This is a genomic window from Fodinibius sediminis, from assembly GCF_900182555.1.
GTDB lineage: Bacteria > Bacteroidota > Rhodothermia > Balneolales > Balneolaceae > Fodinibius > Fodinibius sediminis.
Window position 1 is genome coordinate 1 of sequence record NZ_FXTH01000018.1, and the last position, 26,144, is coordinate 26,144.

Here is a 26,144-nt window from a genome sequence, read left to right on the forward strand (position 1 = left end):
TCCGACCAGCGAGCGATTTTGTGGCGAAGCCGCCCGTAAATATCAGTGACCGACCGTCGGGAAATACCAGTAAGTTCAGCGGCATCGGTGGCCGTAAAATCCATCGAAAAATAACGAATCAATTGCCGAAATTTGGCCTCAGAAATTTTTGAACGTTTATAATATTTATTAATCATTGCATAGCAATATCTTACAAAGTTTTATAACATGCTATGCTTCACTAGACCCTTGTTTAAAAGGTGAATTATATAGCAACGACTATTCTGTTATCCTAAGAAACAGTTTTGCTCTCCAATCTTGATAAATATCAAGACAATTTCCTGTCATATATCAATGGTTCTTTGACCGGCCAGCAGTATGTTTATAGCACAAACAAAAGTTTAACATAAAACTAAGTGCTACAATGACAACTGCAACGCAGACTTTATGGAAGATTGACCCAACGCACTCAGAAGTACAATTCAAAGTGAAACACTTAGTAATCTCGACCGTCACAGGAAGTTTTAATTCATACAATGGACAAATTGAGGCTAAAGGCGATGACTTTGAAAATGCTAAAGCAAATTTTACTGCTGATATCAATAGCATTTCCACAAACAATGAAGATCGCGACCAGCACCTGAAGTCCGATGACTTTTTTAATGCAAAAGAGTATCCACAACTTAAGTTTGAATCCACAGGCTTTGAGAAAGTTGGTGAAGGCGAATACAAAGTTACCGGTGATTTAACCATCCGTGACGTCACCAAAAGAATTGGACTGAATGTCGTCCATGGCGGTACCGTCACCGATCAGTATGGTCAGACCAAGGCTGGGTTTGAAGTGGAGGGCACCATCAACCGAAAAGAATTTGGCCTAACCTGGAGTGCCGTGACCGAAGCCGGAAACGTGGTTGTAGGCGATAAAATTAAACTACAATTAAACGTTCAGTTTATTAAAAACTAACTGACGAACAAGATCCCATTTGCCTGTAAGCGGGTATTCTCTTCAGGAGGATATCCGTTTTTTAAATCCTGATAATTCCCTGTACATTTTCAGATATCTTTGATAAATCAATTTGTATAAACAAGGCAGCAACCAATAAGCCAACAACGAATGTATCAGGTACTGAAAGAAAGTTTTCAGGAGCATGTATCGCTAACCGATGAGGAGTGGGAGATGTGCAAAAATAATTTCCGTCCGAAGCGAGTGCTCAAACGACAATTTCTGCTTCAGGAAGGTGATGTATGTCGTGAGTTAGCTTTTGTGGAAAAGGGTGCGCTCTATTCTTACACGGTGGATTCAAAAGGTAACCAGCATGTGATACGTTTTGCCTTTGAGGGCTGGTGGATGGCAAACCTGCAAAGCTTCTTTTCTGGTAAGCCAACCACCTTAAATATTGAGGTGCTTGAAGATAGTGAACTGTTGATGCTTGACCGGAAAAATCACAAAAAGCTTTTGAATGAAATTCCCGCCTACGAGCGATATCATCGTATCATTGTGCAGAATGCCTACGTAGCCCTCCAGCAACGCGCGGAAAATGGACTTGGGCTTACCGCTGAAGAAAGGTACAACCGTCTGATAGAGCAAAATCCTGAGTTCATGAATCGTGTACCACTGAACCTTGTGGCTTCTTACCTGGGGATGAGTCCCGAAACCCTAAGCCGGGTTCGTGGGCAGATGAGTAAGTAAAGAGTTTGCTATTTCTCAAGGGCTTCTCTATCCCATTTTCCGTTGACGGCAGTAGCTTCATAGGTCGTCTGGAGGAAATCGAGCAGTATTTCATCCGGGTTTGATGCGTTCATCACAGCCTGATAAGGGAGTAGGTACTCTCCCAGTTCCTCGTTATAGAATGCATCCTGAGGCTTGATAACTGAATCTTGGTATCCTTCCGGCTCTGGATAAGCGTAAGAATAGAACGCAGCCTCTCCAAAACCGGTGCCCGGCCAAAATCCGGCACTTGACAACTCGTGGGAATAACTTTCTTCCATAACCAAATCAGGGCAGTTTGGAACCCCACCCAGGTGTTTTGGAGCGGTTCGTCCTGAGAAACGTGATACCGCCAAATCAAATGCTCCCCAGAAAAAGTGAACAGGACTCACTTTACCCATAAAATTTGACCTGAATTGTGTAAAGATCCTCTGTGCATGAGTCAGAGCTTTCCAGAATTGGTGTACGGCTTCTGCATCATAAGGTGCCTGCTGGTTATTTTCCGGGAATGGCATTATGGGATCGGGGATCTCAACAGGCAGGGAATAAATTTCGATTTCAAGATTTAGCTGCTTGACTCTGTCGAATGTTTTACCGTAGAAATCGGCCACAGACATCGACTCCAAAGTAAAGGAAGCCTTTTTCCCATCTATCTTTCGAATCTCCAATCGGTGCTCCACAAAATTGAACTCAATTTCGAAACTTCCTGACGCATGCGGGATTAATGAAGTGGACAATCCACGGGCAGATACATACAACGGTACATGCCAGCAGTGATTAATCCACGGCATATTTTCAAGACGTATTATTCCCGATAATTTGCGACCATAGGTGAACCACCTCAAGTGTTTCTTGCCACTCGGCCAGAGCAGGTAGTTCGGGCCACGAATAATTCTTTTGACTTGCTGATGAGTTTTGTTTCATAGTGACAAGTATTGTAAATAGTTAGGTGAACATGCTATTTCAGTACATCCTGCAATGACTCATCCCGCTCAATAACCGATTTGGCAAATGGACAGAGTGGAATTACCGTCAATTCATTCTCATGAGCATAATTCACCGCATGCTCAACCAATTCATTACCGATATTTTGGCCTCGAAGTTCATCGGATACTTCCGTGTGGTCAATAATTATTTTATCTGAACCGGCCTTTGAATAGGTAATTTCAGCTTTTGTTTCACCGTCCTCTTCAATAAAAAATGATCCTTTACTATTTCCATCTTTGTGTTGAATAACCATGATGACCGGGGAATAAGTTTAAAGCGTTATTTGTTCCAACTTATATAAACCGGATCATTGTTGACAGCATAAAGTATCCTGTAATGCTTTTTTGATATATATCAAGAGGTTTTCTTAGCACATGTCAATGACAACTGTTCACTGGAAAACTATAATAAAGAAACACAGAAATAGAGTTGATATGAAAGCAATGATGATTTCGGCATTCATTTGAAAAATAAACTACAACGAAAATATTGTACCCATGGAACCTTATAAAGATTTAGGAAAAAGCTATATAGATGGAGAATGGAAAGAAGGGAATGGTAATCGGTCTTTCGATGTATTGAATCCTTTTACTCAGAAAAGCATTTTCCCCTTCCAGTCTGCAAGTGAATTAGATATCGACGAGGCTTACACTGCCGCCGAAGAAGCTCAAAAAGAATGGGCGGAAACCCCACCCTCTCAAAAGAGAAATATTTTTGACGAGGCAACTCGTATAATGAAAGAGCGAAAAGATGAGATTATTGATTGGATTACCCGTGAGATGGGAGGAACCCGTACCAAAGCAGCGTTGGAGTGGGGGCTGGTCCTCGAGAACATCCGCGTTGCCTCGGGCTATCCGTTTACTATGAATGGGGAAATTTATCCTTCAATGATACCCGGCAAAGAAAGTCGCATGTATCGCGAACCTAAAGGCGTTATTACAGTAATTACTCCTTGGAATTTTGCCATGACACTTTCCATGCGATCGGTGGCCCCGGCACTGGCTACGGGCAATGCCGTTGTGTTAAAGCCCGCTGAAGATACACCGGTAACCGGTGGCACCTTAATTGCAAAAATATTTGAGGAAGCCGGGCTTCCAAAGGGATTATTAAACGTAGTACTCGGCAAAGGATCTGATATCGGAAACTACCTTGTTGAGCACCCCGTGAGTGATCTTGTCTCCTTCACTGGATCTACTCCTGTTGGCAAGGGCATTGCCGTACGTGCCGGTGAACGCATGAAAGACGTCAGCCTGGAGCTGGGTGGCAACAACGCCTTTATAGTACTGGATGATGCAGATGTGGACAAAGCCGTTGATGCTGCCATATTCGGCAAGTTTATGCACCAGGGACAAATTTGTATGGCCATTAACCGAATCTTAGTGGATAAGAAATTAGTCGATGAATTCACGAAAAAGTATGTGGAAAAAGCCAACGCTATTAACGTCGGTGATCCCAAGGATCCGGAAACGGAACTGGGACCGGTTATTAACAGAAGCCAGGCTGAAAAAATAAATAGTATGATTGATAAAGCCATTGAAGAGGGCGCTGAGCTGCTAACAGAGCGAAAGACTGAAGGCAATCTTATTCATCCGGTTGTCCTGACCAATGTAACCAACGATATGGAGATTGCTCAAAATGAGATTTTCGGTCCTGTGGCTACGATTATTTCTTTTGACGGGGATGAAGAAGCTGCAGCCTTAGCCAACGATACTGACCTTGGATTAAGCGGTGCCGTACATTCTGGAGATACCGAACGTGCCCTGAACGTAGCTAATCATATTAAGACGGGTATGATTCACATCAACGATCAGCCGGTCAACGACGATGCCAATGCCGTATTCGGCGGAGAAAAACAGTCTGGAGTCGGACGTTTTAATGGAGACTTTGTGAAGGAAAAATTCACCACTACCAAATGGGTGACTGTACAGCATAAAGACCGAGAGTATGCCCTGTAAAAACCGTTGCACCTGCGGTAGCGTTGATTTTCTTTGCGGATACGACAATACCTCTGGTTAAAGCATTTGGGAAACTATTATATCCCTAAGTAATAATCCCTATACCAAACTATAAAGCGGATGCCTTGACAGGTATCCGCTTTTTAAATGTGTACTGAAAGGCCTCTTCACAATCCTTGATATATATCAAGGATTTTTCTTAGCACATATCAATGAGAAGGGAGTATAGGCAGGTTACCTTTGTAGTATCAAATTGAGAAAACCTAAAGATCGATTAAGCAGTATGCCTATTACGAAACAAACAATAGCAATTATTGGAGCTGGCGGGAGTATGGGATCCGCCATTGCAAAACATGTTGCCGGCGGTAACTATCGTCTGCTCCTGTTCGATCAGGATTACAGTAAACTACCTAAGCTTACAGAAGAAATAGATCAGGAATATTCAAACGCCGATGTGAAGACGATGGATTGTGCTCACGACTGTAGCTGGGAAGCCGATATTATTATCATGGCCGTTCCACATGAGCAGGAACAAGAAATTGCTGAAAAGATACGGGACGTAGCGACACAAAAGACGGTGGTCAGCATTGCTAATCCCATAGATGAAAATTTCGATGACTTAACTATAAAATCTGATATTAGCGCAGCGGAAAAGCTACAACAGTGGTTACCACATTCCAAAGTGGTAAAAGCATTTAACACTACTTTTGCTGCTGATTTTGACCAGCCAGTAATTGAAGGCCAAAAGTTTGATTCTTTTATCGCAGGTAATGATGCTCAAGCCATTGAAACGGTTACCGAATTGATTGAGACGGTGGGGTTCAACCCTATCAAAATTGATGACCTTGTCTTCAGTCGTACCCTGGAATGCATGCAGGTTCTGCTTATGCAGATAATTCACAGAAATAACTACAATAGACTGGCCGGATGGAAAGTACTACACAATTAAATCACACTTTAAGACCAAGAAACAATTTAACATTATGATACTTATAACAGGAGCAAACGGGCATTTAGGATCGCAAACCATTGACTTTTTAATAGAGAATAATCCCGATGCGGATATCGCCGGACTTGTCCGAAGCGAGAAAAAAGGCGCCGAACTTAAAGAGAAAGGCGTAGAGTTAAGAATCGGTGATTATACTGATTACCCATCGATCGAGAAAGCCGTTGAGGGCATTGATACCCTGCTATTGATTTCCTCAAGCACTCTGAAAGGACGAATTGGTCAACACAATAATGTGATTCAAGCAGCTAAAGAAGCCGGCGCCGAGCAGATTTTCTACACCAGCATTGTAGAGGCCGATAAAGAGCTAAGCCCACTTTCGCCGGATCATGCTGCAACAGAGAAGCTCATTAAAGAATCCGGCATCCCCTACACTTTATACCGAAATGCGTTTTATATGGAATATCTACCGCTCTTTTTGGGCGATGCTCTAGAGACAGGTCGGTGGACTTTTCCATCCGGAGGTAATCCCATCAATCTGGCACTGCGCTCGGAGATGGCGGAAGCCTTGGCAAACGGACTTGCCAATGCTGAACAACACAAAAACAGCATCTACGAAATTACTTCAGACCAGGCCTATACCCTCGATGAAATTGCCGGGATGCTGAGTGAAGTATCTGGCACCGACATTACTTACAAAGATACTTCGGTCTCAGATTTTGAACAAGCATTGACCGAAGCCGGCTTGCCCGAAGAACAAGTTGATATGAGCGTGATGACGGCCCAAACGTTCGTCAATGGAGCGCTTGATTTTATTTTTGATGATATGGAAAAGCTGATTGGGCGCAAGCCTACAGGACTCGATACCTTCATCAAACAGTTTGTAAACCAGTAGTTTAATCACAACCAATTAACTTTAAAACATAACCCAACAAATAACACAATGAAAAAACTAACCTTTATTTTAACACTTTTAATTCTTCCTGTCAGCGTCTTTGCACAAGATACCTGGGTGGAAGATCCTGCGCACTCGAAGCTCGGATTTACCGTCACCCACTTGGGTATTGCAGATGTACCGGGATATTTTGGCGACTATGATGTCACCATTGAAGCCTCTAAAGAGGATTTTAGCGACGCGCAGGTTGAACTGACCGTACAAACGGCTTCTATCGATACGCGCGTCGAAAAGCGCAATAATCACCTCAAAAGCCCCGACTTTTTTAACGTTGAAAAGTATCCAACGATGACTTTTAAGAGCATGGATATTAAAGAAGTGGGCGATGATAAATATGAGCTGACCGGCGACCTGACCCTGCACGGGGTAACCAAACCCGTTACTGTGACGATGATTTACCGCGGGAACATCCAGAATGAGATGACCCAGGGGAACCTTAAGGCCGGAATTCAAATTACCGGTATCATTGATCGCTCGGAGTTTGATCTCGGCAACGGATTTCCACCACCCATGATCAGCAACGAGGTGCGTATTAAAGCGGACGGAGAGTTTATGCAGCAATGAGGCATTGACGATTGGATCCGCAAAGTTTTAATCCTTTGCGGATCACTTAACCTGAAAACCCAAACAAAACAATACGAAAACAAGTTTAGAACAGATGTACAACTTAAAAGTTATCTCCTCAACCACGCGCCCTGGTAGAAACGGGCCCATTATAGCACGATGGATTTCTAAAGTCGCTGGTCAAAACGACCGTTTTGATGTGGAAATGATCGATCTCGGAGAAATTGATCTGCCGATGATGAATGAACCTCATCATCCGAGAATGAAAAAATACAAGCATGAACATACCAAACGGTGGAGTGCCAAAATTGAGGAGGCAGACACCTTCATCTTTGTAACTGCAGAATACAATCACACCTATCCGGCATCCCTACAGAATGCCCTGCAGTACTTGTCACAGGAATGGAATTACAAAGCAGCCGGAATTGTGAGTTATGGAGGCGTATCGGCGGGAACGAGAGCGTATATCGATCTGAAACGAGATCTGTTGACGTTTAAGATGGCGCCTTTGGTAGAAGCGGTGAATATTCCGTTTTTTCCTCAATTTATAAATGATGAAAACGAGCTTATACCCAATGAAGAAATGGAGAAAGCGGCCAGCACAATGCTGGATGAATTGGCACGGTGGAGTGCTGGAATGAAAGTGATAAAAGAAAATGAGGCTGTAGTTGTTTGAGTGATCGAATGTGTTGGAAGACATGTGAAGACTACGAATTCAAAAGATTAATTAACTATGGATACTAATTATACCACACCGTCCCAGACCCATATCGGGCACGTGCATTTGAAAGTATCTGATTTGGATCGGGCTCTTGAATTTTATCGTGATCTGCTCGGCTTTGAGCTAACCACCATGTATGGTGAGAATGCGGCCTTTCTGTCAGCCGGAGGATATCACCATCACATCGGCCTCAATACCTGGCACAGTAAAGGAGGTTCGCCTGCGCCACGCAATAGCGCAGGACTCTATCACACCGCTTTTCTCTATCCCACGCGCAAAGATCTGGCTGAAATTCTACAGCGCCTCATTGATGAGGAATACCCCATCGATGGGGCCAGCGATCACGGCGTTTCGGAAGCAATTTACTTAAGGGATCCCGATGGCAATGGCGTGGAGCTGTACTGTGACCGTCCCCGCGAGGAATGGGAATGCACCGAGGACGGCTCGGTCAAGATGGTTACTCAACCGCTTGACGTGCAGGATTTACTGAAAGAATTGAACAAAAAAACACATTGAATCTGAATTTAACGACAACGAATTATAACAGAAATATCTTTTATCACAATGAATAAATTGAAAATAACATATTGGATTACCACGGGAATATTCAGTGCTATGATGCTATTTAGTGCTACGATGTACTTCACTAGTCCTGATATGGCCCAAACCTTTGAACACCTTGGATTCCCGGATTACTTTCGAATAGAACTGGGCATAGCTAAAATAATTGGTGTCCTGCTGTTGCTTGCTCCCTTTACAGGACGTCTTAAAGAATGGGTTTATGCTGGATTTACCATCAACATGATCTCTGGCGGTATTGCTCATGCAGCAGCTGGCGATCCCATATCAGCTATTCTCACTCCACTTATATTTTTGGGGGTTTTAGTGGTCTCTTACGTAACGCTCCAGAAGTTGGATGATGAGATCGAGCCAGCTTTTGTAACACAGCTTATTGGTTCAACTTCATAGGCGGAAAGTACTAATGATACACATCGCCAATTCAAACGAACGACACAAGGTAAGCCGGGGACCATTTACTTCTCGGTTTCTTCCCTTGGGCCGGACCATACCGGACGCCAACGATCATGGTATTGCCCAGATAGGGCGGCTGGAACACGCCATACTCGAAGGCGGCGCACTGGTTCCGATGCACCTGCATCAGAATGAGGAGATTCTTTCCTACATTCGCAAAGGCACAATGCATCACAAAGACAGTGACGGCAATGATATACCCATTCTCAATAAGCATCTGATGCTGATGAATGCTGGCAGCGGCATTCAGCATGAAGAGGGAGTTCGTGAAGGCGATGAGACCGTGGAGATGCTACAGATTTTTATCCGTCCCAAAGCGGATAACCTGAAACCAAAGGTGCAGTTTTATGAGCCCGATGTAATAAATAGCCGAAATAAATGGCGGCTGCTTGCTGGGCACGAGCAATCCGAAGCCCCGATGTTATTCAGAAGCGAGGTGTTGTTTTATGACCTGCATCTGCAAGAAGGAAACATCATTCAAAGTCCCAAACTGCAAGGGCTTACCGGCTTTATGTATCTGTTCAGCGGAAGTGTAACCATTGAGGATCACACCGAAATGGTTGGGGAAGGCGATCAAGTAATTATCAAAGATGAACAGTTGATCCTAAAAGCTAATGAAGATTCGAATATCGTCTTTTTTGTATTGGATGAATCTGCACCCTATAGCCGGAATGGGCTTTATACAAAATGAAAAAAAGAAAGTTGCATCTATATAATGAAAATTGCGAAGAAAAGCGGAAATATTTGAATAATGTCATTCGACTCTTCATATTACTGATGGAGTAAGTTACATTGCTTGAAATATGCTTTCTTTATTTGCATAGTACTCATCTATTTGATCGAAGATAGATTCTAGCACACCCTCAATAAATAGTCCAGTGGAATATATTTCCTTTTTTCCATTTGAAAACTTCATAAAGGTTCTGCCTGCTAGCCGCATCTGGTGTTCAGTGACCTTATAGAATCCTCTGTAATTACCTGTAGTGTAATATACTCTTAGCCTTTGGTGAAAATCACGCATATCAGTAATTAGCTTATAATCACATATTTAAGTAAGTGTAAAGTTTATCCTTTAAAATAATTGTAGTGGAGGGGACCGTTTACATATAGTGTACTTACCTATACAAAAATCAGTATGAAAAAATAAATCTGCTATTTATGTTGTATTTCTCTTGATGAAAAGCAGGTCTTGCACTGTGAAAAGGTGCAGGGCTTTTTTTAGCTTATCCTAATGATCTCCTCCTGATTTATGTACCAGTTATAAGAATAGAATCGGACGTTATATTATGTTTTTGAAAGTACCCATTCGGATGCATATCTCCGAGCGAGCTGAGTAAGGCCGGAAAGAGTTATATTCGATCCACCAGATCTCAATCTTCCCGAGAGCATCATCCAGGGATAAAATCCAATGCAGGTTCAAACATTCATCACGAAATCTCTCGTTGAAAGACTATATATTGGGGTTGTCGGTGGTTTTTATAAGTCGGAAGAAGTCCAACGTAACCCCGTTATCGTGGCCACTGGTCTAAGATTTTGGAGGTGAAATCACTGCTATTGTTGACTTGAATCCGAATAGGCAGTTGGCCGATTTGACAGTAAATCCGCTCCATGATCCCGGTTACATCCATACCTTTGATAGAGGAATCAGCATGTATGCCCAGACATATGCGACTAAAATTCTCCACTATGGTTAAGGCACGGGGCCGACGCCTGTGGAAGAGCTGATCGGCCACAAAATCCATACTCCAAAGTTGGATGGCCCGCTGAGGGAGAGGCCATCCAGACGGTGTTCAATCGCCCGGCTCCGGTGTGGACGTTTTAACAATAAGTTTAGCCTCCTCGGCTTATAAAGTCGATATACATGTTTGTGGTTTGTCTGTAGCAGCCTTTCATGGAGATGATTTTATATCATCAGATCTGTAGTTGAATTGAGGCAATCCAATCTGATAATGATAGGAAATGAATCTAAGTGCAATTGTACTGAAAATAGCTATGGCCTGTATTGCAATGCTACTTCCAAAACGCTTCAAGAGAACTATATATATCAAGCCTCCAATAATTGAAGCGGTGGCATAAATTTCCTTTCGAAAAATAAGGGGACGGGATCCTGACAGAACATCCCTGACCACACCGCCAAAACATCCTGTAATAGTTCCAAGTGCAATTGCAATCCCATTACTCATATCGGCCCTAAGGCCAACCTGCACTCCCATCACTGTAAATAGGCCCAACCCAACAGCATCAAAAAAGAATATCCAGCTTTGCACTTTCCGCATGCGACTTCGAAGAGTTACCGTAAGTATAAAACCAGCAATAACAGACCAGATTGCAAGTGAATTTGTCAGCCAACTCACCGGTAAATTTCCAACCATTAAATCTCGTATTGTACCTCCCCCAATTGCTGTGACAAAAGCTAAAACAAGAATCCCAAATAAGTCATATCTGTGTTGAATAGCCGCAGTAGCTCCTGATACGGCAAAAGCAAAGGTTCCTAGTATTTCAGCTATAGTAATAAATTGGCTGCCAGAAAATTCAATCATATTAATCTTGCTGTCTTGCCATTATTAACAAAGTTTACACTTCCGATGGAGATATATAAAACCGGTAATTTTATTCAGTTGCACAAATAGTATATTATTTCTGTAAGCTTCCACATTAGTTCTGAATTGCAACTAGACTTAGGAAGAAGGTTCACATTAGGAAAGCTCCCCCATCTGATTTGAACTATAAAGTAAGCCTCATCCAGTACATAAAATGGCATATATGATTCTCTGTCCTCCACTTTGAAACCAATAAACATCTGAAACATCTTTCATGCCAGCATACACTTGACTCAGCGTTGAATATATGCATTTGAAGTAAATATTATCGGCATCTTATTTATTGATACGAAACAGATCCTTAATCATATTTATCGGCAAATCATAATCAGCCAAGCGAGAATAAAATTCCTGATCTGAATATATCAGAGATAAAGTTAGGATTGATATATACACCTCATGATAAAGTTTATTTCATCCAAACATAAAATAGGAGGGCGATATGGTTGAACACTAATTGATGGTGGTTTTACATACAGATGTAAAATACTAAAACTCATATCATGCTACCATGACCTTTTTGCTCTGGGATATCGGAAGATAGTTTTTAAAAAATTGCTACGTTACGTTTGCATTAAATGGTTGAGAATTTAGTTAGAGAAGAAAAATCTTGAGGATAAACAGATTATCATTATCGGTGGTGGTTTTGCCGGTATGAACCTAGCATAAAAACTGTCCGATAAAGAAGGTATCGATATATCATTAGAAGCTGGGCTGATTATCAAATCTTTCTCTGTACATAGAAGGATTTGTATTCAAAATATCTTTAAACTGCTTATTAAAGTTTGAAATGGAGTTATATCCACATTTGTAGCTGATTTCAGTCACATTTAAATTCGTTTCCATTAACAAACGACAAGCTTGTCCAATCCGATATTCTTTGATATAAGTGAAAAAAGTTTTTCCCGTTACTTTTTTAAAATGTCTGCAGAAAGCGGCTTTAGTGAGTCCAATAATACTGACGATATCATCTAGAGAAATGTCCTCCTTATAATGCTCCATAACATACTTACAGGCTTTGTTGATTCTCTGATAATCCTCTTTACTAAAAGAAGTGGTATAGCCAGAGCTTGCTAAAGACTTCGAATCGAAGTTAGTTGATAGAGTATTTAAAACGGAAAGAATTTCCAGCATACAATCTGTTCTATCCAGTGTAAACATTTTTTGGATACGATCTGCAATGACTTTCGTTTCTCCAAAAAATTCTATGCCTGATTTTGACTGCTTAACCAACTTTCGAATTGAATTAAATTCCGGGCATTTAAGAAGATCATTGTTAAAAAAAATGTTATTTAAATGTATAACTAAGGAACCAGCTCTATCCTTCTTGGTAAATTCTTGACCACAGTTGAATAAATGAGGTAGCTCTGAACCCAGAAACAATAAATCCCCCTTATTTAAGACAGAGACATTATCTCCAATAACCTTTTCCCCTTTGCCCCCCCAAATATAGATCAGCTCATATTCTTCATGAAAATGCCAAAGACCATCAAATGATTGCCCTATAGTATTCTTGAGTTTGAATGAGTGGCGGGCGTCTACATTCTTTTTATATATAGGATCCATGAGATGCTATAATTTTGATCTATTTAATATCTTAAAAAAACATATATCAATATAATACAACGATCTCAATGAAACAGTCAATCGATTTCAGGTTTATCTAAACAAGAGGCCCGGTCAGCCCCTAAAAGGGCTTCAAAAATATCGGTCTTGCATTAGGAAGGAAAGGTTAAAATATTTCTGATCTCATTATTTTATATGGGGATATCACAACCTGCATCATAACACATAATATGAGTAATATTTGTGCAGTTGATCTTTGGTAGTAATTCCTCTTTAATAACTCGGTTAAAACTTTCAGTAGAATGGTAATAGGGATAGTCCCTCAGTTTTTTACTATTTGACAGAACTATTTGATATAAGTGCCCAGTCGGTTTTTGTGGAATCACTATCTGCTATTAACAAGCTCCTTATTTTGTATTTATTTCATAATTTATCATAAATATTTAATCAACTGTAATTCATTCTTTCTGGGCTAACTCTTCGAACGTTTGCCAGCATTCGTACATAGCTCGTGGTACGTGGAAGCAGCCTTTCCATTTGCTCCCTTTGAGGGTGGTATAGCGTTCACCCTGGCGGTTGAGGTAACCAAACCACTCACCGTAATCGGAATCGTTAAATCGTTTCCAGCTGTAGTCGTGTACTTTTTGGTACCATTTGGCACTTTCGCTGCGTTCTGTAAGCAAATAACCTTTGGAAAGGGCAATAAGAGTTTCCAGGTGTACCCACCAGAGTTTTTGTGTCCATTCCAACTGCAGGGGCGGGTGTCCCTCGGCATCAAGAAAGTAGTAGATACCGCCATATTCAGAATCCCAGCCGAACTCGATCAGGTTGAGGGTAATATCAGTGGCCTTTTCTATGAGCTTCTGATCACTGCGCCGTCGTCCAATCTCCATCAAAAACCACATCGCCTCAATGCCATGGCCTGGATTAACCAGCCGTCCTTCGTAACTGTCTGAATACGAACCGTTTTTCAGTACGTATTCATGCATTACTTTCTGTTTGTCATCCCAGAATATTTCTGTTACTTCGTGAATGCACCGGTCAAGTGATTGCTCTACCTTTTTCTGATCCAGTATATTTTCCATTTCTAAGTTGAGTACGCTTAACATCATAGGAAGGGCAAAGCCTTTAAGGGGACGTGTACCGCGAACAGATTTTTCGTACTGTCCTTTAGGATTATCACGTCGATCTAGAATATTCTCGTAAGTTCTGATGGCAATAGTTCGGGCTTCTTCCTCCCCGGTAGCTTGGTAGTACTCATGAAAGGCAAGGGCTGCAAAGCAATCTGAGAAGATATTATAGGGCTGAATTAGGGGCTCTCCCCGGCGGTTCATAGAGAAGTACCAATTGCCTGAAGCATCCATACCGTGTTCTTTCAGAAACTGATAACCCTTTTCTGCTATACTGAGCCATTTATCTTTTGAATCTACGCGGTTATATAGCATGGAGAATGTCCATACCTGCCTTGCCTGCAGCCAAATGAACTTGTCGGTATCATAGGCTGTACCATCCCGGTCTAGACAGCTAAAGTACCCTCCGTATTTTTCATCGACAGAATGCTTTTCCCAAAAAGGGATAACATCTGATAGAAGTGCTTCTTTATACTTCTTAGCAAGTGCTTTTGGCTTTTCATTGAACATGGGGGATATCAATTTTCGTCTCTTTTAGTTACGAGTGTGCGATATGTAAGCCCTTCCAACTTCTTTCCGTGGTCGGGGAACAGATAACTGATAAAATATCCGGAAAAAACGCATACGGGAATACCAATAAGTGGATAAATATAAAAGTGAATAGGTGTATGGAATTTAACGATGTAAAGGACTATTAAGCTTATAATAGCTCCAATGAGAGCACCTGTGCCATGTGTGCGCTTGGTAAAAATGCCAAGAATAAAGATGCCGGCTAAGGCACTGCTTAGTAATCCGATGATTTCCTGGAAGAAGAAATACAGGGATTGAATAGGAAAGCTGGCCAATAAACAAGCAATAAGAGTTCCTAATACACCAGTAAGTACAGTAACCCAGCGTGCTAGGTTCAATCGGGCATTTTCAGTTGAAGCAGGAACAAAACGTTCATAAAAATCCACTGTTGCAACAGTGGAAATACTGTGCATGCTGCTGTCCAAACTCGACATGGAAGCGGAAAAAATTCCGGCAATTAAAAGTCCGGCATATCCCATAGGTAGCTGTTGCCCAATAAAAAGCGGGAACACCTGGTCATTTTGCATGCCTACAGATAAAAAATCCGGATTTAGTTTGTAAAAAACGTAGAGGCAAGTTCCCAGGGCAAAAAAGAGAAATCCGGTGGGAATGGAGATGATCCCATTGGTCCAGATACTGTCAGCAGCTGATTTTTCATCGCGGGTGGTTAGATAGCGTTGAATGACAGCTTGATCAGTGGTGTAAGGGCCAAATTGAAGTGCAAATGAGCCCAGGAAAATCGACCAGGTTGCCAGGGATGTAAAGCTAAAACTGAAATCAAAAAGCTGCAGTTTATCGTGTTCCAGCGCTGTAGTATAGACTATCTCCAATCCACCTACATAATTAATAATGAAATAGAGGCTATATATAATACCGCTGACAAGAATAAATACCTGTAATACATCACTCCATATTACGGCTTCAATACCACCGAGAGTGGTGTATATAATTGCAAGGACTCCCATTAAGATAATGGCAGCATAAATGTTCATATCTAGTATGGCAGTGAGGGTCAGAGCGGGCAGAAATACCACTACACTCATGCGACCTAGTTGAAAAAGAATAAACGAAACGCTACCAAAGAGCCTGACCGCAAGGTGGAACCGTTTTTCAAGGTATTCATAGGCTGAAGTAACGTTTAATCGCCGGAAAAAGGGTAGATAGAAGTAAATGACAACCGGTGCCATTAGAAAGATGGTAAAATAGGCGATAAAAACGATCCAATTATCGGCATAGGCCAGAACCGGAGTAGAAATAAAAGTAATGGCGCTGAGCTGCGTGGCATAAATACTAATGCCGGCAGCCCACCAGGGAATGCGGTTGCCAGCTAGAAAGTAATCATCGGTGGCATCTTCCCTGTGTGAAAAATAGAATCCCATACCAATTAAAATGATTGCATAGAGCCCCAGTGCACTATAATTGACCCAACCAAATTGAGGGGTCCGGGAATCAATTGTGCCCTGCCAAACTTCCGGGGTACGCACGCCGGGCCTCGTTTCTCCGCTGGGAAGAATAATTTGATCATTCCATTTCACTGCTGTTGTTGTTACCGGCGGAGGATTGGGCAGCTGTCCTACGTTGTCCCAGCTATCTGTGATTGTGTGGTAAGAAAGTACATTCTTTGAAAAAGGATTTTCTTGGGTTAAATTATCTGTGAGTTTTAGTTCAAACGCTTCGATTTGTTGCTTTATATCCTGCTGTCTGGAAGATGGCAGTACTTGCATCTGATTTCGGAGACTGTCCATTTGAGTAATAAGTTCAAGTCGTTCCATTAGTGCATCACCGGAATCACCTCCAAAAACGAGGATATGCGAGTCACCGGAGGGTAGAGCAGAGGCGCCCATAACCGAACGACTACTATCCGGGAGATTATGTCCTACATCTCCCAGTACATTCCATTTCTGCTCCTTGATATTATAGCGGTATGCATCGTTAAGGATATTCATTGATCCATCGGCGTTAAGGTTGCGGCCACTGAACAGAAAGAAATAGGGGGTGTCTCCTTTGTATTGGGCAGCAGCTATTGGCAATATGCGTGAGGGACCTGGCCATGGGTGCAGTTCTTCCCATTGTAAGTCCTCCTCTTTAGAGATATCCAGCTTCCAGAATATTTTGGTCGCTTCGGGGTCATTCATCGAGTGTTGCCCACCGGCTACATAGATAGTATTATCGATAAAACCCACATCCATAAATGCAAGTGGTTTGGGAAGCGAAGGAAGATTTTCTATATCGATGGATTTGGAATCGGGCTCCCATTGCAGTCGATAAACCTTTGATGAAACCGTTTTGCCATCAGTTCCGCCGATAAGAATAATTCCGTTTTCAGTTGAGACAGTAGCTCCATAGGCCAGCGAATCAGGGAGCGTCAGTCCCGGACTGGTATGCCAATTATAGGATGCACTATCCTGTTGCAGGATATGGATTGTATTATAAAATACTTTCTCTCCGCCTTTCCCAGGCATAGCTGACGGAAAATTAGCACCTCCACCCATTAGAAGAACATTATTATGAGTGCCGACAAAAGCACCAGCTACCCCGTTACTGTCGGGATAGTCGGAAAGACTATGCCAATGTATAATATTTTTACTCGTATCTGCGGAGGAATCCTGAGCTATGGCGTTGTAATATAATGCCATAGTTACTACTAGCAACAGGATTACATATTGTATTAGATTTTTCATCAGCAGAAGCCCTTTCTTATAATTCAAAAATGATTGGCTGATAAAACAATTAAGCCAAAGTTAATTATGATAGAGATAATGATAGGAATGAGTCCATAAAATAGGTTCTCATTTTTTATCCTTTGGCTTGGAGGGCTTAAGGGTAAATAATAAAAGAAATAATAAGTTCAAAAATCTTTTGCTTGATTTTGTGTCATCAGTACTCCGAGGGGATGGAATCAATTTTTGGGGTTTAAGCCATTTAAACAAGGAACCTGGTTTAATACGGTAGCTAAGAAACACATGGCTCAATAACGGCACCATAAGTTTAACAAAGCTTACTTTTAAGTATTAAATCTAACTGCTCAACGTGTTTACTATTATTATTGACGTTAAAAGGAAGATGGAATAATTAACCATCTTTTTTTCTTACAAATTGTTGCTTGCTCCTTAAACCATTCGAAAATAGTGTATTGGTAATATCCTTCCCTTAATTACCACGTAATTGATTATTTATTTAATAAATATTTAATAAATATCAATATAGTAGCAGTATGAATCAATTTTTGAGTAGACATCCCTTTTTGAGTTCTGCATAATGCTTTTGAAATAGGCTTGGAGGCTTATAAATAATAACGAAAATCTATAAATAATAAGGAAAGGTAACCTAGTTAGGGGAAATATAGTAAGGAAATGTATGTAAATAATGTATGTAAAGGTTTAACTTAAAAACACTCAATACTATGAATATTAAGTTACGCTCAATTCAACTTCTAATAGTGTTTTTTGTGCTACTATGGCAGTGTCAGGAAGTTTTGGCTCAGGATCAAGTTACGGTAACAGGAACCGTAACAGTACAGGAAACAGGTGCAACCTTACCGGGTGTAAATATAACTGTTGAAGGGACTACAACAGGGACATCTACCGATGCAAACGGTATGTATGAAATTTCAGTATCACCTGAAGCGACCCTGGTATTTAGTTCTATAGGCTTTGCTACCCGCGAGATTTCGGTTGAAGGACGATCAACCATTGATGTAGTAATGGTTGAAGATGTAGAAGAACTGGATGAAATGGTGGTAATCGGTTATGGGGAGCAGGCCCGCCGAACATTGACCACTTCCGTTTCCAAACTGGATACTTCTACCCTGAACAATGTGCCTTTTACAAATATTGGATCTGCACTGCAGGGTAATGTTTCGGGTTTGCGTGTTCAGAACACTACCGGACAACCGGGAACTGCTCCACGAATTATTCTTCGTGGTGGTACCTCTATTAGTAATCCAGAAGGAGCGCAGCCACTTTATATAGTAGATGGGGTTAAGCGAAATAACCTTAATGATATTAGTTCTAATAATATTGAGAGTATTCAAGTGCTTAAAGATGCGGCTTCTACCGCTATATATGGTGCTCGGGCTTCTAATGGGGTTGTTATCGTAGAAACCAAGTCAGGACAGGCTGGAAGCACACAGATAAACTATCGCAGCAGCGTACAGTTTTCACAGTTAGGAGATAAGTATGATCTGGGATCGGCTCGGGAATACATTAAATACGGCCGGATGGGAATGGCAGCAACTGGTGAAAAACATCCACAATACCTTGGACGTCTTGATTGGGCCAATGGTTTTGGTACGGGTAATGATCTAACCAAGAATACCGCTTTTACTCCCCAGTATTTGACTCCCGAAAATGAACACAAGCTGAATGAAGGGTGGGAAAGTATGCCAGACCCGCTGGATCCTTCTAAAACGATTATATTCAATAGTACTAACTGGCAGGATAAGCTATTCCGGACGGCTGTGACAACCAATCATTATCTGTCAGCTTCGGGGGGTTCTGAAACAGCTACTTACCGGGTTGGTCTGGGGTGGCTAAATAGTGAAGGAGCGGCTATCGAAACTGGCTATGAGCGTCTAAATTTTGATGCAAGTGGAAATGTTCAGGTGCGCGACAACATTAGCGTAAGTGCAGATGTAAATTTTAGCAACTCAAGTGATAGTCAGGTATTTAGTATTAACCAGATTTTTCAGCGTGCTTTAGCTTTACCACAAACAGCTAAATTCCGATATGAGGATGGGACCTTGGCTCCCGGACAAAATAGATCCATGGGGAATCCGGTATATCATTTAAACCGAAGTCTGGCTGAAAATAATCTGAACCGGCTGACGCTCGGATTGAGTGGTATCTGGGATATAACAGATAATATTAGTTTTGAGCCCTCTGCTTCACTCTATACAGTTCAGGGTATTGATAACTCATTCCAGAAATCGTATTACAATACCGCTACCCAGTTTATTAATTCAAGAAATGCTTCGGCGTCCCATAGCCTTTATTGGCAACGCGAGGTTGATGGGGTGTTTACTTATGCAAATTCCTTTAGCCAGGATCATAATTTCTCAGCTAAAGCCGGATTTTCCTACTATGATCGCAAGAACTATAACTTGTATGCGGCCGGCAGGGGAGCTGCAACGGATAATATTCCAACCTTGAATGCGGCATCTGAAGAGACAGCGGTTTCAAGTAGTACTTCCCACCAGGTTATAGCTGGTTATTTCAGTCGTGTCAGTTATGATTTTGACCAGAAATACTTACTTTCTGCATCAGCGCGCTATGATGGGGCTTCGAATTTAGGCGATAATAGTAAATGGGGTTTATTTCCTGGAGTTTCTGCAGGATGGAATATGCATGAAGAAGGCTTTTGGTCAGCAGTTCCGGAAGAAATTTCTTCGTTTAAATTACGAGCAAGCTATGGCATAAACGGAAATATCAGCGGCTTGTCTGACTTCCATGCACAAGGGCAATACAGTGTAGGATCCGAGTATAACGGCCAACCAATAGTGGCGAGTAGCCGTTTGCCTAATCAGGATCTTAAATGGGAGCGCTCACGCACGGTGGATGTCGGAATTGATGTCGGTTTGTTTGATGATCGCCTCACCTTCCTTGCGGATTATTATCGTAGAGTTACCGACGATCTCCTACAGAGTCTTGAACTTCCGCACTATACGGGCTTTCTAAGCATACTTACAAATTTGGGATCTTTGGAAAACAAAGGAGTAGAGTTTGAAGTAGAAGCAGATATTCTTCGAAATCAATCCGGATTAAATTGGTCTTTGGGAGCCAATGCTTCTTACAACCAGAATACAATTCTGGAGCTTCCTGAGAATGATAATGAAAATAATCGTATAGGTGGTATCCTGGTCTATGATCGGGCATCTGGTGAATACGTTTACAAAGGGGGCCTCCAGGAAGGTGGACGTCTTGGCGATATGTTTGCTTATCAGCAGGAGGGCATATATGCTACCGATGAGGAAGCGGCTAATGGTCCCGTAGATGAACTTGTAACTGGAACTGACAAGACCAAGTTCGGCGGTGATGTAAAATGGCTGGATAAAGATGATAATGGTGTTATTGACAACCGCGATCGAGTATATGCGGGTAATCGTTTTCCAAACTGGACGGGCGGTATTTCCAGTACCTTTAATTATAAAAATCTTGATATTTTTGTCCGTACAGATTTTGCACTTGGTCATACCATTTACCATGAAAGCTTAGCCCGGTTTAATGGACAGTTTCAAGGAGATATCAATATATCTCAGGAAGTTGTGGAAGAGTCCTGGAAAGAGCAGGGAGATCAGACAGACGTTCCGCGTTATTACTGGGCAGATCAGCTTGCTCAGAACAATCTCTTTAGAGGAAATACCCGTTATTATGAAAAAGGTGATTATCTCGCAATACGAGAGATTACCCTTAGCTACACATTTCCGGCACGGTGGTTAAATAAAGCTGGGTTTAAAAATATCCGGGCCTACGCCACTGGTAATAATCTCCATTACATAACCAATTACAAAGGATTGTTGCCGGAGGAAGGTGGACAAGACAGCGGCCGTTATCCCAATCCACAGAGCTTTATTCTGGGAGTTGAAATCGGTTTGTAAGAGAGATCATGTGTAAGCTTAATACAAAATTTCAAGAAATTCAGAAAAGTGTTATGAATAACTTAACCAAACTAGCGTTTTTGATAGTAGGCTTTTTTACGGTCGTATCGTGCACTGATAATCTGGAATTATCCCCCACCAGTTCAATTACTGCTAATTCCTTTTGGGAAAATGAACAGGATGTACGGGGTGGACTTAATGGGATGTATCAATGGTTTCGTCCACAGGCTTCTTCTAACCTTTATATCTGGGGCGCTGGACGTAGTGAGGAGCTCTCCTATGGAATGCAGGCTTCGGAAGGGTTAGAGCGGTATTTCGAAAATACCATAGATGCAAACTACGCGGGACCCAATTGGCTGCGGCTTTATACGACTATTTATACAGCTAATCTGGCTATCAGTGAGATTCCGGATGTAACATTTACAAATGAGTCTGAAAAGCAGCGCGCATTAGCCAGGGCTTATACAATGCGGGCTTATGTTTATTTCATTTTAGCCCGAACCTGGGGTGATGTACCGTTGGTTACAGAACCGATCGAAGGTTTTGATGGAGCCACCGGAGAGCCGCGTGCCGATGTAAGTGAAGTTTTTAACCTTATTAAGGAAGATCTGAATCAGGCGCTTAGCCTGTTTCCGGATGATAGTTTCCCCAGCTGCAGATGTACATGGTCCCGACCAGCCGCCAATGCCTTGAAGGGAAATGTCTATTTATGGACCGCCAAGCGTATGGGGGGTGGGGAGACCGATTTCAGTACTGCTTTGTCAGCGCTACAGGAAGTTCAAAATGCTGATGTCGGGTTGTTAGAAAACTTTGATGAGATTTTCCGCTATGAGAATAAGGGTAATCGTGAGATTCTAATGGCCATACATTTCGAAGACCTGGAGTCTGGGTGGATGTATAATAATAATATGTACATTCGAAATGATCAGATCCCGTCGAATGTAGACGAAGAATCTGCAGAACTTATTGGGACCGGAGGCGGCCTCAATCGATGGGCGCCCTCCGAAACGCTTAGAGAGCAGTTTAGCGATGATGATAGTCGTAAGGATGGGTCATTTGCTGAAGTTTACACGGTAGAAGAGGGTGATTCTGCGCTCTTAACTTCTGCTGTAACTAAATTCCGTGGCTTTGTAGAAGACGGAGCACGTAAGTTCTTAGATGATGTGGTACTCTATCGCTATGCAGATGTCTTATTGATGATAGCTGAAGCGAAGAATGGATTGGGACAGGATCCCAGTTCAGAAATTAATGAAGTACGTCAACGTGCGTATGGGGATGACTACACTGATCATGTTTTCGTAAATGGCACGCAAGAGGCTAACAGCGAGGCAATACTTCAGGAACGGTTGCGTGAGCTGGCATTTGAAGGTAAGCGCTGGTGGGATCTGGTGCGCTTTGGCAAAGCCTTTGAATTGGTGCCATCGTTGCAGGATCGTCAGGGAGAAGATCACCTCTTGTTATGGCCAATATCCGAGAGTACGTTGAGTCAGAATGGAGAGCTCGAACAAAACCCGGGATACTAATTTTATCTTTCTAGACTATAAATATTAGCCGCTATATTTCCCCTTCCCGGCCTTAGTTCCTTTGCTCATAAGTCTGTGGCAAGGAAGTTAGGGCCGGGTTTTTTTAAATAATTGAAAGGTTTCGAATATGAAAACATTTAAAACGCTTTTACTGGCATCAGTCGCAGCTTTGTTTGTTTTTGCAGCATGCAAGAATTCAGGGACTTCTGTAAATAAGGTAGCACAAGAGAAACTAACTACTCATCAAAAAGTGACACCGGTGCTCATCGGTAAAGAAAGAAATCCGGTATTGAGAGTACAGCTGTCTGTCGATGAGAATAATACTCCAAAGACGGTTAAAAGTCTGAAAATTACGACAGAAGGAACAACTGAGATTGAAAATCTAAAATCAGTAGAAGTCCTGTATGCTCCGGCGGATACAGGTTTTGAAGAAGCCATACATTTTGGAGGAATAAAAAATATTCAGGAAGAAATGATCATAGAGGGTAATCAACTGCTGGGAACTGGTCTGAATAATTTTTGGGTATCCTATGAACTCAATGATGATACGGATCTGTTAAATGTCGTTGATGCCGGTCTCGAAGAAATTACATTTAATAATGGAACTCGTTGGTCACCTGAAGAAGCTTCCCCTGGAATTACTAAGAAGGTTGGAATTGCGTTGCGACAGGGAGGAGATAATGGAGTAGACACCTATCGAATCCCAGGATTGGTTACCACCAATGAGCGAACACTTATTGCTGCTTATGACATACGTTATGATAATTCCAGCGATCTTCAGGGGGATATTGACGTGGGCATTAATAGAAGTATCGACGGAGGAGAAAGCTGGGAGCCTATGCAAATTATTATGGATATGAAAGAATGGGGAGGGTTGCCAGAAGAACAGAATGGTATTGGCGATCCGTCCATTTTAGTGGATCGGGAGACTGGTACGATTTGGGTAGCTGCTCTGTGGACACACGGGATGCCTGGTAAACGGGCCTGGAATGCATCTGGTCCCGGGCTGGAACCCAAAGAAACCGGACAATTTATGTTGACAAAAAGTGAGGATGATGGTAAAACCTGGTCCGATCCCATTAATATTACCAAACAAATTAAGGATCCTGCCTGGACATTGCTTCTGCAGGGACCGGGAAAAGGTATTAGTATGACGGACGGCACACTTGTTTTTCCTGCTCAGTTTAAAAATGAAGAGGGTATGCCCTATGCAACGATAATATACAGCCAAGATCATGGAGAAACATGGCAAATTGGAACGGGCGCAAAATCCAATACTACGGAAGCTCAGGTTGTTGAATTAAGCGACGGTTCCTTAATGCTCAATATGCGGGATAACAGGGGCGGAGTCCGTTCTGTATATACCACCAATAATTTAGGTGAAAGCTGGGAAAAGCATCCAACATCCCGTTCAGCACTAGTTGAGCCTGTATGCATGGCAAGCTTAATCGAATTTCCGTATTTGGAAGGGGAGTCGGGCAAACATTGTTTATTATTCTCCAATCCGAATAGTACGGAAGCCCGGGAAAAGATGACTATAAAGATGAGTAAGGATGATGGTATGAGCTGGCCGGATGATAAGCAGCTGTTGTTGAATGAAAATCAGGGATTTGGCTACTCCTGTATGACCGCGGTAGATGAGCAAACAGTGGGAATATTATATGAAGGAGTGCGCGATCTGTATTTCCAAAAGGTAACGTTGGATGAACTGCAGGCAGAAGGTCTTAAAAACTAAACTAATGACATACTATCAGACCTGGTTTGGATTAATCTCCGGTTCGTTAATATTCTTTTTTCTGCTTCTATTGGAAGCTTCTCCATTACTTGGACAGCTCAGGTTGCCTAAGGTTTTCAGTGATCATATGGTGGTGCAGCGAGAATCCCCCATCCCTATTTGGGGCAGTGGGGCAGAACCCGGCCAAACCGTAGCTGTTGAATTAAAGAACAGTTCAAGGGAAACACTTGCTGATAGCATAGGTTCGTGGAGTGTTAAGCTTCCTGCAATCTCGGCTGGAGGTCCCTACGACCTGCAGGTTGCCACTGAAACTGATACTATTAATTTTACAGATGTATTGGTAGGAGAGGTTTGGGTGGCTTCCGGGCAGTCGAATATGGCTTGGCCGCTACGACAATCTGAAGTTTTCGACAGCGTTAAATCTAATCTAAAACACCCAGACATAAGATTATTCAAAATGGAGCAGGGCGTGCACCTCAGCCCCGAACCCTATACCGAAGAGGAACTCCGGAAAATAGTACATGGATCTTTTTATCAGTCGGCTTCCTGGGAGCACAGTAGTTCGGATACAGCACCGGAATTCTCGGCAGTGGCCTATTACTTTGCACAAAATCTTCAGGATAGTTTGAATGTACCGGTAGGTATTATCCAAAATGCTATCGGGGGTTCACCAACCCAGGCCTGGCTTAGCAAGAAGGCCTTGCGGAATAATCCAAAATTGAAAAAATATATACCCGGTGGTGAAGATAACTGGTTCTCAGTAAAGGAGCTGCACCCGTTTATCGCTTCACGTGTCAAGGAGAACCTTGGAGAGGCACTAAAATCGGGCCAAGTGAATGCCTATCAGCATCCGTTTGCCCCTTTCTATTTATATGACCACGGTGTTACTCCCCTCATTCCCTATGGCATACGGGGAGTTTTATGGTACCAGGGAGAATCTAATGCGAATTATCCTGATGAGCATACCCGGCTGTTCAAAACTCTGATTCAAGATTGGCGGAAGGCCTGGAAACAGGGCAGTTTTCCTTTTTTATATGTTCAGCTCCCGGCTATACAGGGACGAAACCGTTGGCCGGAGTTTCGGAAAGGGCAACAGGATGTGCTAAAGCTTCCTAATACCAGTATGACCGTGACAGTAGATCTGGGAGACCCAAGGCGTCCTTCAAATGTGCATCCTCCGAAGAAACGACCAATAGGCCGGCGCCTAAGTCGCATAGCCCTTGGCAAAGTTTATGGGGAATCCATCCCTTTTTCAGGTCCGAAGTTCGAAAATTATCAGCTGCGAGACAGTATCCTGTCCATTACTTTTGACCATGCCGAAAAGCTTGCTACCACAAACGGCAATTCGCCCAATGGGTTGGTACTGCAGGGTTATAATAGGTCGGGGACCAGGGAACAGATCATTACACCAGATACCATGACCGTTAGTGGAAATAGCTTGCGAATACAAATACCAGAAGAGATTTCGGTGACAAAAATTAAATATGGTTGGGCCCCTTATCCGGAAGTGAACCTTATAAATGAAGCAGGATTACCTGCCTGGCCTTTTAAAATAGAATTACCGGGGAACTTTTAGGA

20 protein-coding genes and 3 pseudogenes are annotated in these 26,144 nt (G+C 42.3%); 14 read left to right on the top strand and 9 right to left on the bottom strand.

What is annotated here, in order from left to right; all coding sequences use genetic code 11:
- Positions 1–176, bottom strand: a pseudogene (locus FN808_RS19275) (IS1595 family transposase); the annotation flags it as partial.
- Positions 177–403: 227 nt separating this feature from the next.
- Between FN808_RS19275 and FN808_RS16175 the strand changes: the two are divergent.
- Both FN808_RS16175 and FN808_RS16180 read left to right on the top strand, forming a co-directional pair.
- Positions 404–943 carry a YceI family protein gene (locus FN808_RS16175; RefSeq protein ID WP_142715661.1) on the top strand — a complete coding sequence of 180 codons (540 nt, stop codon included), beginning with the start codon at positions 404–406 and terminating at the stop codon, positions 941–943.
- Between the two features lie 150 nt (positions 944–1,093).
- A complete protein-coding gene (locus FN808_RS16180; RefSeq protein ID WP_142715662.1) occupies positions 1,094–1,669 on the top strand; it encodes a Crp/Fnr family transcriptional regulator in 576 nt (191 codons plus the stop codon).
- 8 nt (positions 1,670–1,677) lie between these two features.
- On the opposite strand, the pseudogene FN808_RS16185 reads toward FN808_RS16180, so the two are convergent.
- Both FN808_RS16185 and FN808_RS16190 read right to left on the bottom strand, forming a co-directional pair.
- A pseudogene (locus FN808_RS16185) lies at positions 1,678–2,611 on the bottom strand (DUF5996 family protein).
- A gap of 34 nt (positions 2,612–2,645) precedes the next feature.
- Positions 2,646–2,927 (bottom strand): GNAT family N-acetyltransferase, encoded by a 282-nt coding sequence (locus FN808_RS16190; protein WP_142715663.1) that lies wholly within the window; start codon positions 2,925–2,927, stop codon positions 2,646–2,648.
- 244 nt (positions 2,928–3,171) lie between these two features.
- Between FN808_RS16190 and FN808_RS16195 the strand changes: the two genes are divergently transcribed.
- The 8 genes from FN808_RS16195 (at position 3,172) to FN808_RS16230 (ending at position 9,538) form a co-directional block, all read left to right on the top strand.
- A complete protein-coding gene (locus FN808_RS16195; RefSeq protein WP_142715664.1) occupies positions 3,172–4,629 on the top strand; it encodes an aldehyde dehydrogenase family protein in 1,458 nt (485 codons plus the stop codon).
- 283 nt (positions 4,630–4,912) lie between these two features.
- Positions 4,913–5,578 (top strand): NADPH-dependent F420 reductase, encoded by a 666-nt coding sequence (locus FN808_RS16200; RefSeq protein WP_142715665.1) that lies wholly within the window; start codon positions 4,913–4,915, stop codon positions 5,576–5,578.
- A gap of 34 nt (positions 5,579–5,612) precedes the next feature.
- Positions 5,613–6,470 (top strand): SDR family oxidoreductase, encoded by an 858-nt coding sequence (locus FN808_RS16205; RefSeq protein WP_142715666.1) that lies wholly within the window; start codon positions 5,613–5,615, stop codon positions 6,468–6,470.
- A 48-nt stretch (positions 6,471–6,518) separates the two neighbouring features.
- On the top strand, positions 6,519–7,094 hold the full coding sequence (locus tag FN808_RS16210; RefSeq protein WP_142715667.1) for a YceI family protein: 576 nt from the start codon (positions 6,519–6,521) through the stop codon (positions 7,092–7,094).
- Between the two features lie 94 nt (positions 7,095–7,188).
- Positions 7,189–7,770, top strand: coding sequence for an NADPH-dependent FMN reductase (locus tag FN808_RS16215; RefSeq protein ID WP_142715668.1), 582 nt, complete (start codon positions 7,189–7,191; stop codon positions 7,768–7,770).
- A 57-nt stretch (positions 7,771–7,827) separates the two neighbouring features.
- On the top strand, positions 7,828–8,331 hold the full coding sequence (locus FN808_RS16220) for a VOC family protein (protein ID WP_142715669.1): 504 nt from the start codon (positions 7,828–7,830) through the stop codon (positions 8,329–8,331).
- 48 nt (positions 8,332–8,379) lie between these two features.
- The gene (locus tag FN808_RS16225; protein ID WP_142715670.1) at positions 8,380–8,784 is read left to right on the top strand and encodes a DoxX family protein; all 405 of its coding nucleotides are present in this window, start codon (positions 8,380–8,382) and stop codon (positions 8,782–8,784) included.
- A 13-nt stretch (positions 8,785–8,797) separates the two neighbouring features.
- Positions 8,798–9,538: a pirin family protein gene (locus FN808_RS16230; protein WP_142715671.1), complete on the top strand. Its 741-nt coding sequence runs from the start codon at positions 8,798–8,800 to the stop codon at positions 9,536–9,538.
- A gap of 588 nt (positions 9,539–10,126) precedes the next feature.
- Here FN808_RS16230 and FN808_RS19495 read toward each other — a convergent pair.
- The 6 genes and pseudogenes from FN808_RS19495 to FN808_RS16260 form a co-directional block, all read right to left on the bottom strand.
- Positions 10,127–10,285: pseudogene (locus tag FN808_RS19495) on the bottom strand (integrase core domain-containing protein); the annotation flags it as partial.
- A 70-nt stretch (positions 10,286–10,355) separates the two neighbouring features.
- Positions 10,356–10,604, bottom strand: a complete 249-nt coding sequence (locus FN808_RS19500; protein WP_350354196.1) for an integrase catalytic domain-containing protein — start codon at positions 10,602–10,604, stop codon at positions 10,356–10,358.
- 132 nt (positions 10,605–10,736) lie between these two features.
- Positions 10,737–11,387, bottom strand: coding sequence for a trimeric intracellular cation channel family protein (locus FN808_RS16245; RefSeq protein ID WP_142715674.1), 651 nt, complete (start codon positions 11,385–11,387; stop codon positions 10,737–10,739).
- A 762-nt stretch (positions 11,388–12,149) separates the two neighbouring features.
- Positions 12,150–13,013 carry an AraC family transcriptional regulator gene (locus FN808_RS16250; RefSeq protein WP_142715675.1) on the bottom strand — a complete coding sequence of 288 codons (864 nt, stop codon included), beginning with the start codon at positions 13,011–13,013 and terminating at the stop codon, positions 12,150–12,152.
- 458 nt (positions 13,014–13,471) lie between these two features.
- Positions 13,472–14,653 (bottom strand): n-acyl-d-glucosamine 2-epimerase, encoded by a 1,182-nt coding sequence (locus tag FN808_RS16255; protein ID WP_142715676.1) that lies wholly within the window; start codon positions 14,651–14,653, stop codon positions 13,472–13,474.
- Positions 14,654–14,661: 8 nt separating this feature from the next.
- A complete protein-coding gene (locus tag FN808_RS16260; protein WP_185958455.1) occupies positions 14,662–17,421 on the bottom strand; it encodes a sodium:solute symporter family protein in 2,760 nt (919 codons plus the stop codon).
- Positions 17,422–18,116: 695 nt separating this feature from the next.
- On the opposite strand from FN808_RS16260, the gene FN808_RS16265 reads away from it, so the two are divergent.
- The 4 genes from FN808_RS16265 to FN808_RS16280 all read left to right on the top strand — a co-directional run bounded on the left by FN808_RS16265 (position 18,117) and on the right by FN808_RS16280 (position 26,142).
- Complete coding sequence (locus FN808_RS16265; RefSeq protein ID WP_142715678.1) at positions 18,117–21,308, top strand: SusC/RagA family TonB-linked outer membrane protein; 3,192 nt, start codon at positions 18,117–18,119, stop codon at positions 21,306–21,308.
- 80 nt (positions 21,309–21,388) lie between these two features.
- Entirely contained in the window at positions 21,389–22,831 is a 1,443-nt protein-coding gene (locus FN808_RS16270) for a RagB/SusD family nutrient uptake outer membrane protein (protein WP_221930085.1), read from the top strand.
- Positions 22,832–22,958: 127 nt separating this feature from the next.
- Entirely contained in the window at positions 22,959–24,566 is a 1,608-nt protein-coding gene (locus FN808_RS16275) for a sialidase family protein (RefSeq protein ID WP_142715680.1), read from the top strand.
- Positions 24,567–24,669: 103 nt separating this feature from the next.
- A complete protein-coding gene (locus FN808_RS16280) occupies positions 24,670–26,142 on the top strand; it encodes a sialate O-acetylesterase (RefSeq protein WP_185958456.1) in 1,473 nt (490 codons plus the stop codon).
- Positions 26,143–26,144: the final 2 nt, after the last annotated feature.

Excerpts from the sequence above, each read along its gene's own strand:
- FN808_RS16175 (WP_142715661.1), top strand. The coding sequence starts at position 404 with ATGACAACTGCAACGCAGACTTTATGGAAGATTGACCCAACGCACTCA.
- FN808_RS16180 (WP_142715662.1), top strand. The coding sequence starts at position 1,094 with ATGTATCAGGTACTGAAAGAAAGTTTTCAGGAGCATGTATCGCTAACC.
- FN808_RS16190 (WP_142715663.1), bottom strand. The coding sequence starts at position 2,927 with ATGGTTATTCAACACAAAGATGGAAATAGTAAAGGATCATTTTTTATT.
- FN808_RS16195 (WP_142715664.1), top strand. The coding sequence starts at position 3,172 with ATGGAACCTTATAAAGATTTAGGAAAAAGCTATATAGATGGAGAATGG.
- FN808_RS16200 (WP_142715665.1), top strand. The coding sequence starts at position 4,913 with ATGCCTATTACGAAACAAACAATAGCAATTATTGGAGCTGGCGGGAGT.
- FN808_RS16205 (WP_142715666.1), top strand. The coding sequence starts at position 5,613 with ATGATACTTATAACAGGAGCAAACGGGCATTTAGGATCGCAAACCATT.
- FN808_RS16210 (WP_142715667.1), top strand. The coding sequence starts at position 6,519 with ATGAAAAAACTAACCTTTATTTTAACACTTTTAATTCTTCCTGTCAGC.
- FN808_RS16215 (WP_142715668.1), top strand. The coding sequence starts at position 7,189 with ATGTACAACTTAAAAGTTATCTCCTCAACCACGCGCCCTGGTAGAAAC.
- FN808_RS16220 (WP_142715669.1), top strand. The coding sequence starts at position 7,828 with ATGGATACTAATTATACCACACCGTCCCAGACCCATATCGGGCACGTG.
- FN808_RS16225 (WP_142715670.1), top strand. The coding sequence starts at position 8,380 with ATGAATAAATTGAAAATAACATATTGGATTACCACGGGAATATTCAGT.
- FN808_RS16230 (WP_142715671.1), top strand. The coding sequence starts at position 8,798 with ATGATACACATCGCCAATTCAAACGAACGACACAAGGTAAGCCGGGGA.
- FN808_RS16245 (WP_142715674.1), bottom strand. The coding sequence starts at position 11,387 with ATGATTGAATTTTCTGGCAGCCAATTTATTACTATAGCTGAAATACTA.
- FN808_RS16250 (WP_142715675.1), bottom strand. The coding sequence starts at position 13,013 with ATGGATCCTATATATAAAAAGAATGTAGACGCCCGCCACTCATTCAAA.
- FN808_RS16255 (WP_142715676.1), bottom strand. The coding sequence starts at position 14,653 with ATGTTCAATGAAAAGCCAAAAGCACTTGCTAAGAAGTATAAAGAAGCA.
- FN808_RS16265 (WP_142715678.1), top strand. The coding sequence starts at position 18,117 with ATGAATATTAAGTTACGCTCAATTCAACTTCTAATAGTGTTTTTTGTG.
- FN808_RS16275 (WP_142715680.1), top strand. The coding sequence starts at position 22,959 with ATGAAAACATTTAAAACGCTTTTACTGGCATCAGTCGCAGCTTTGTTT.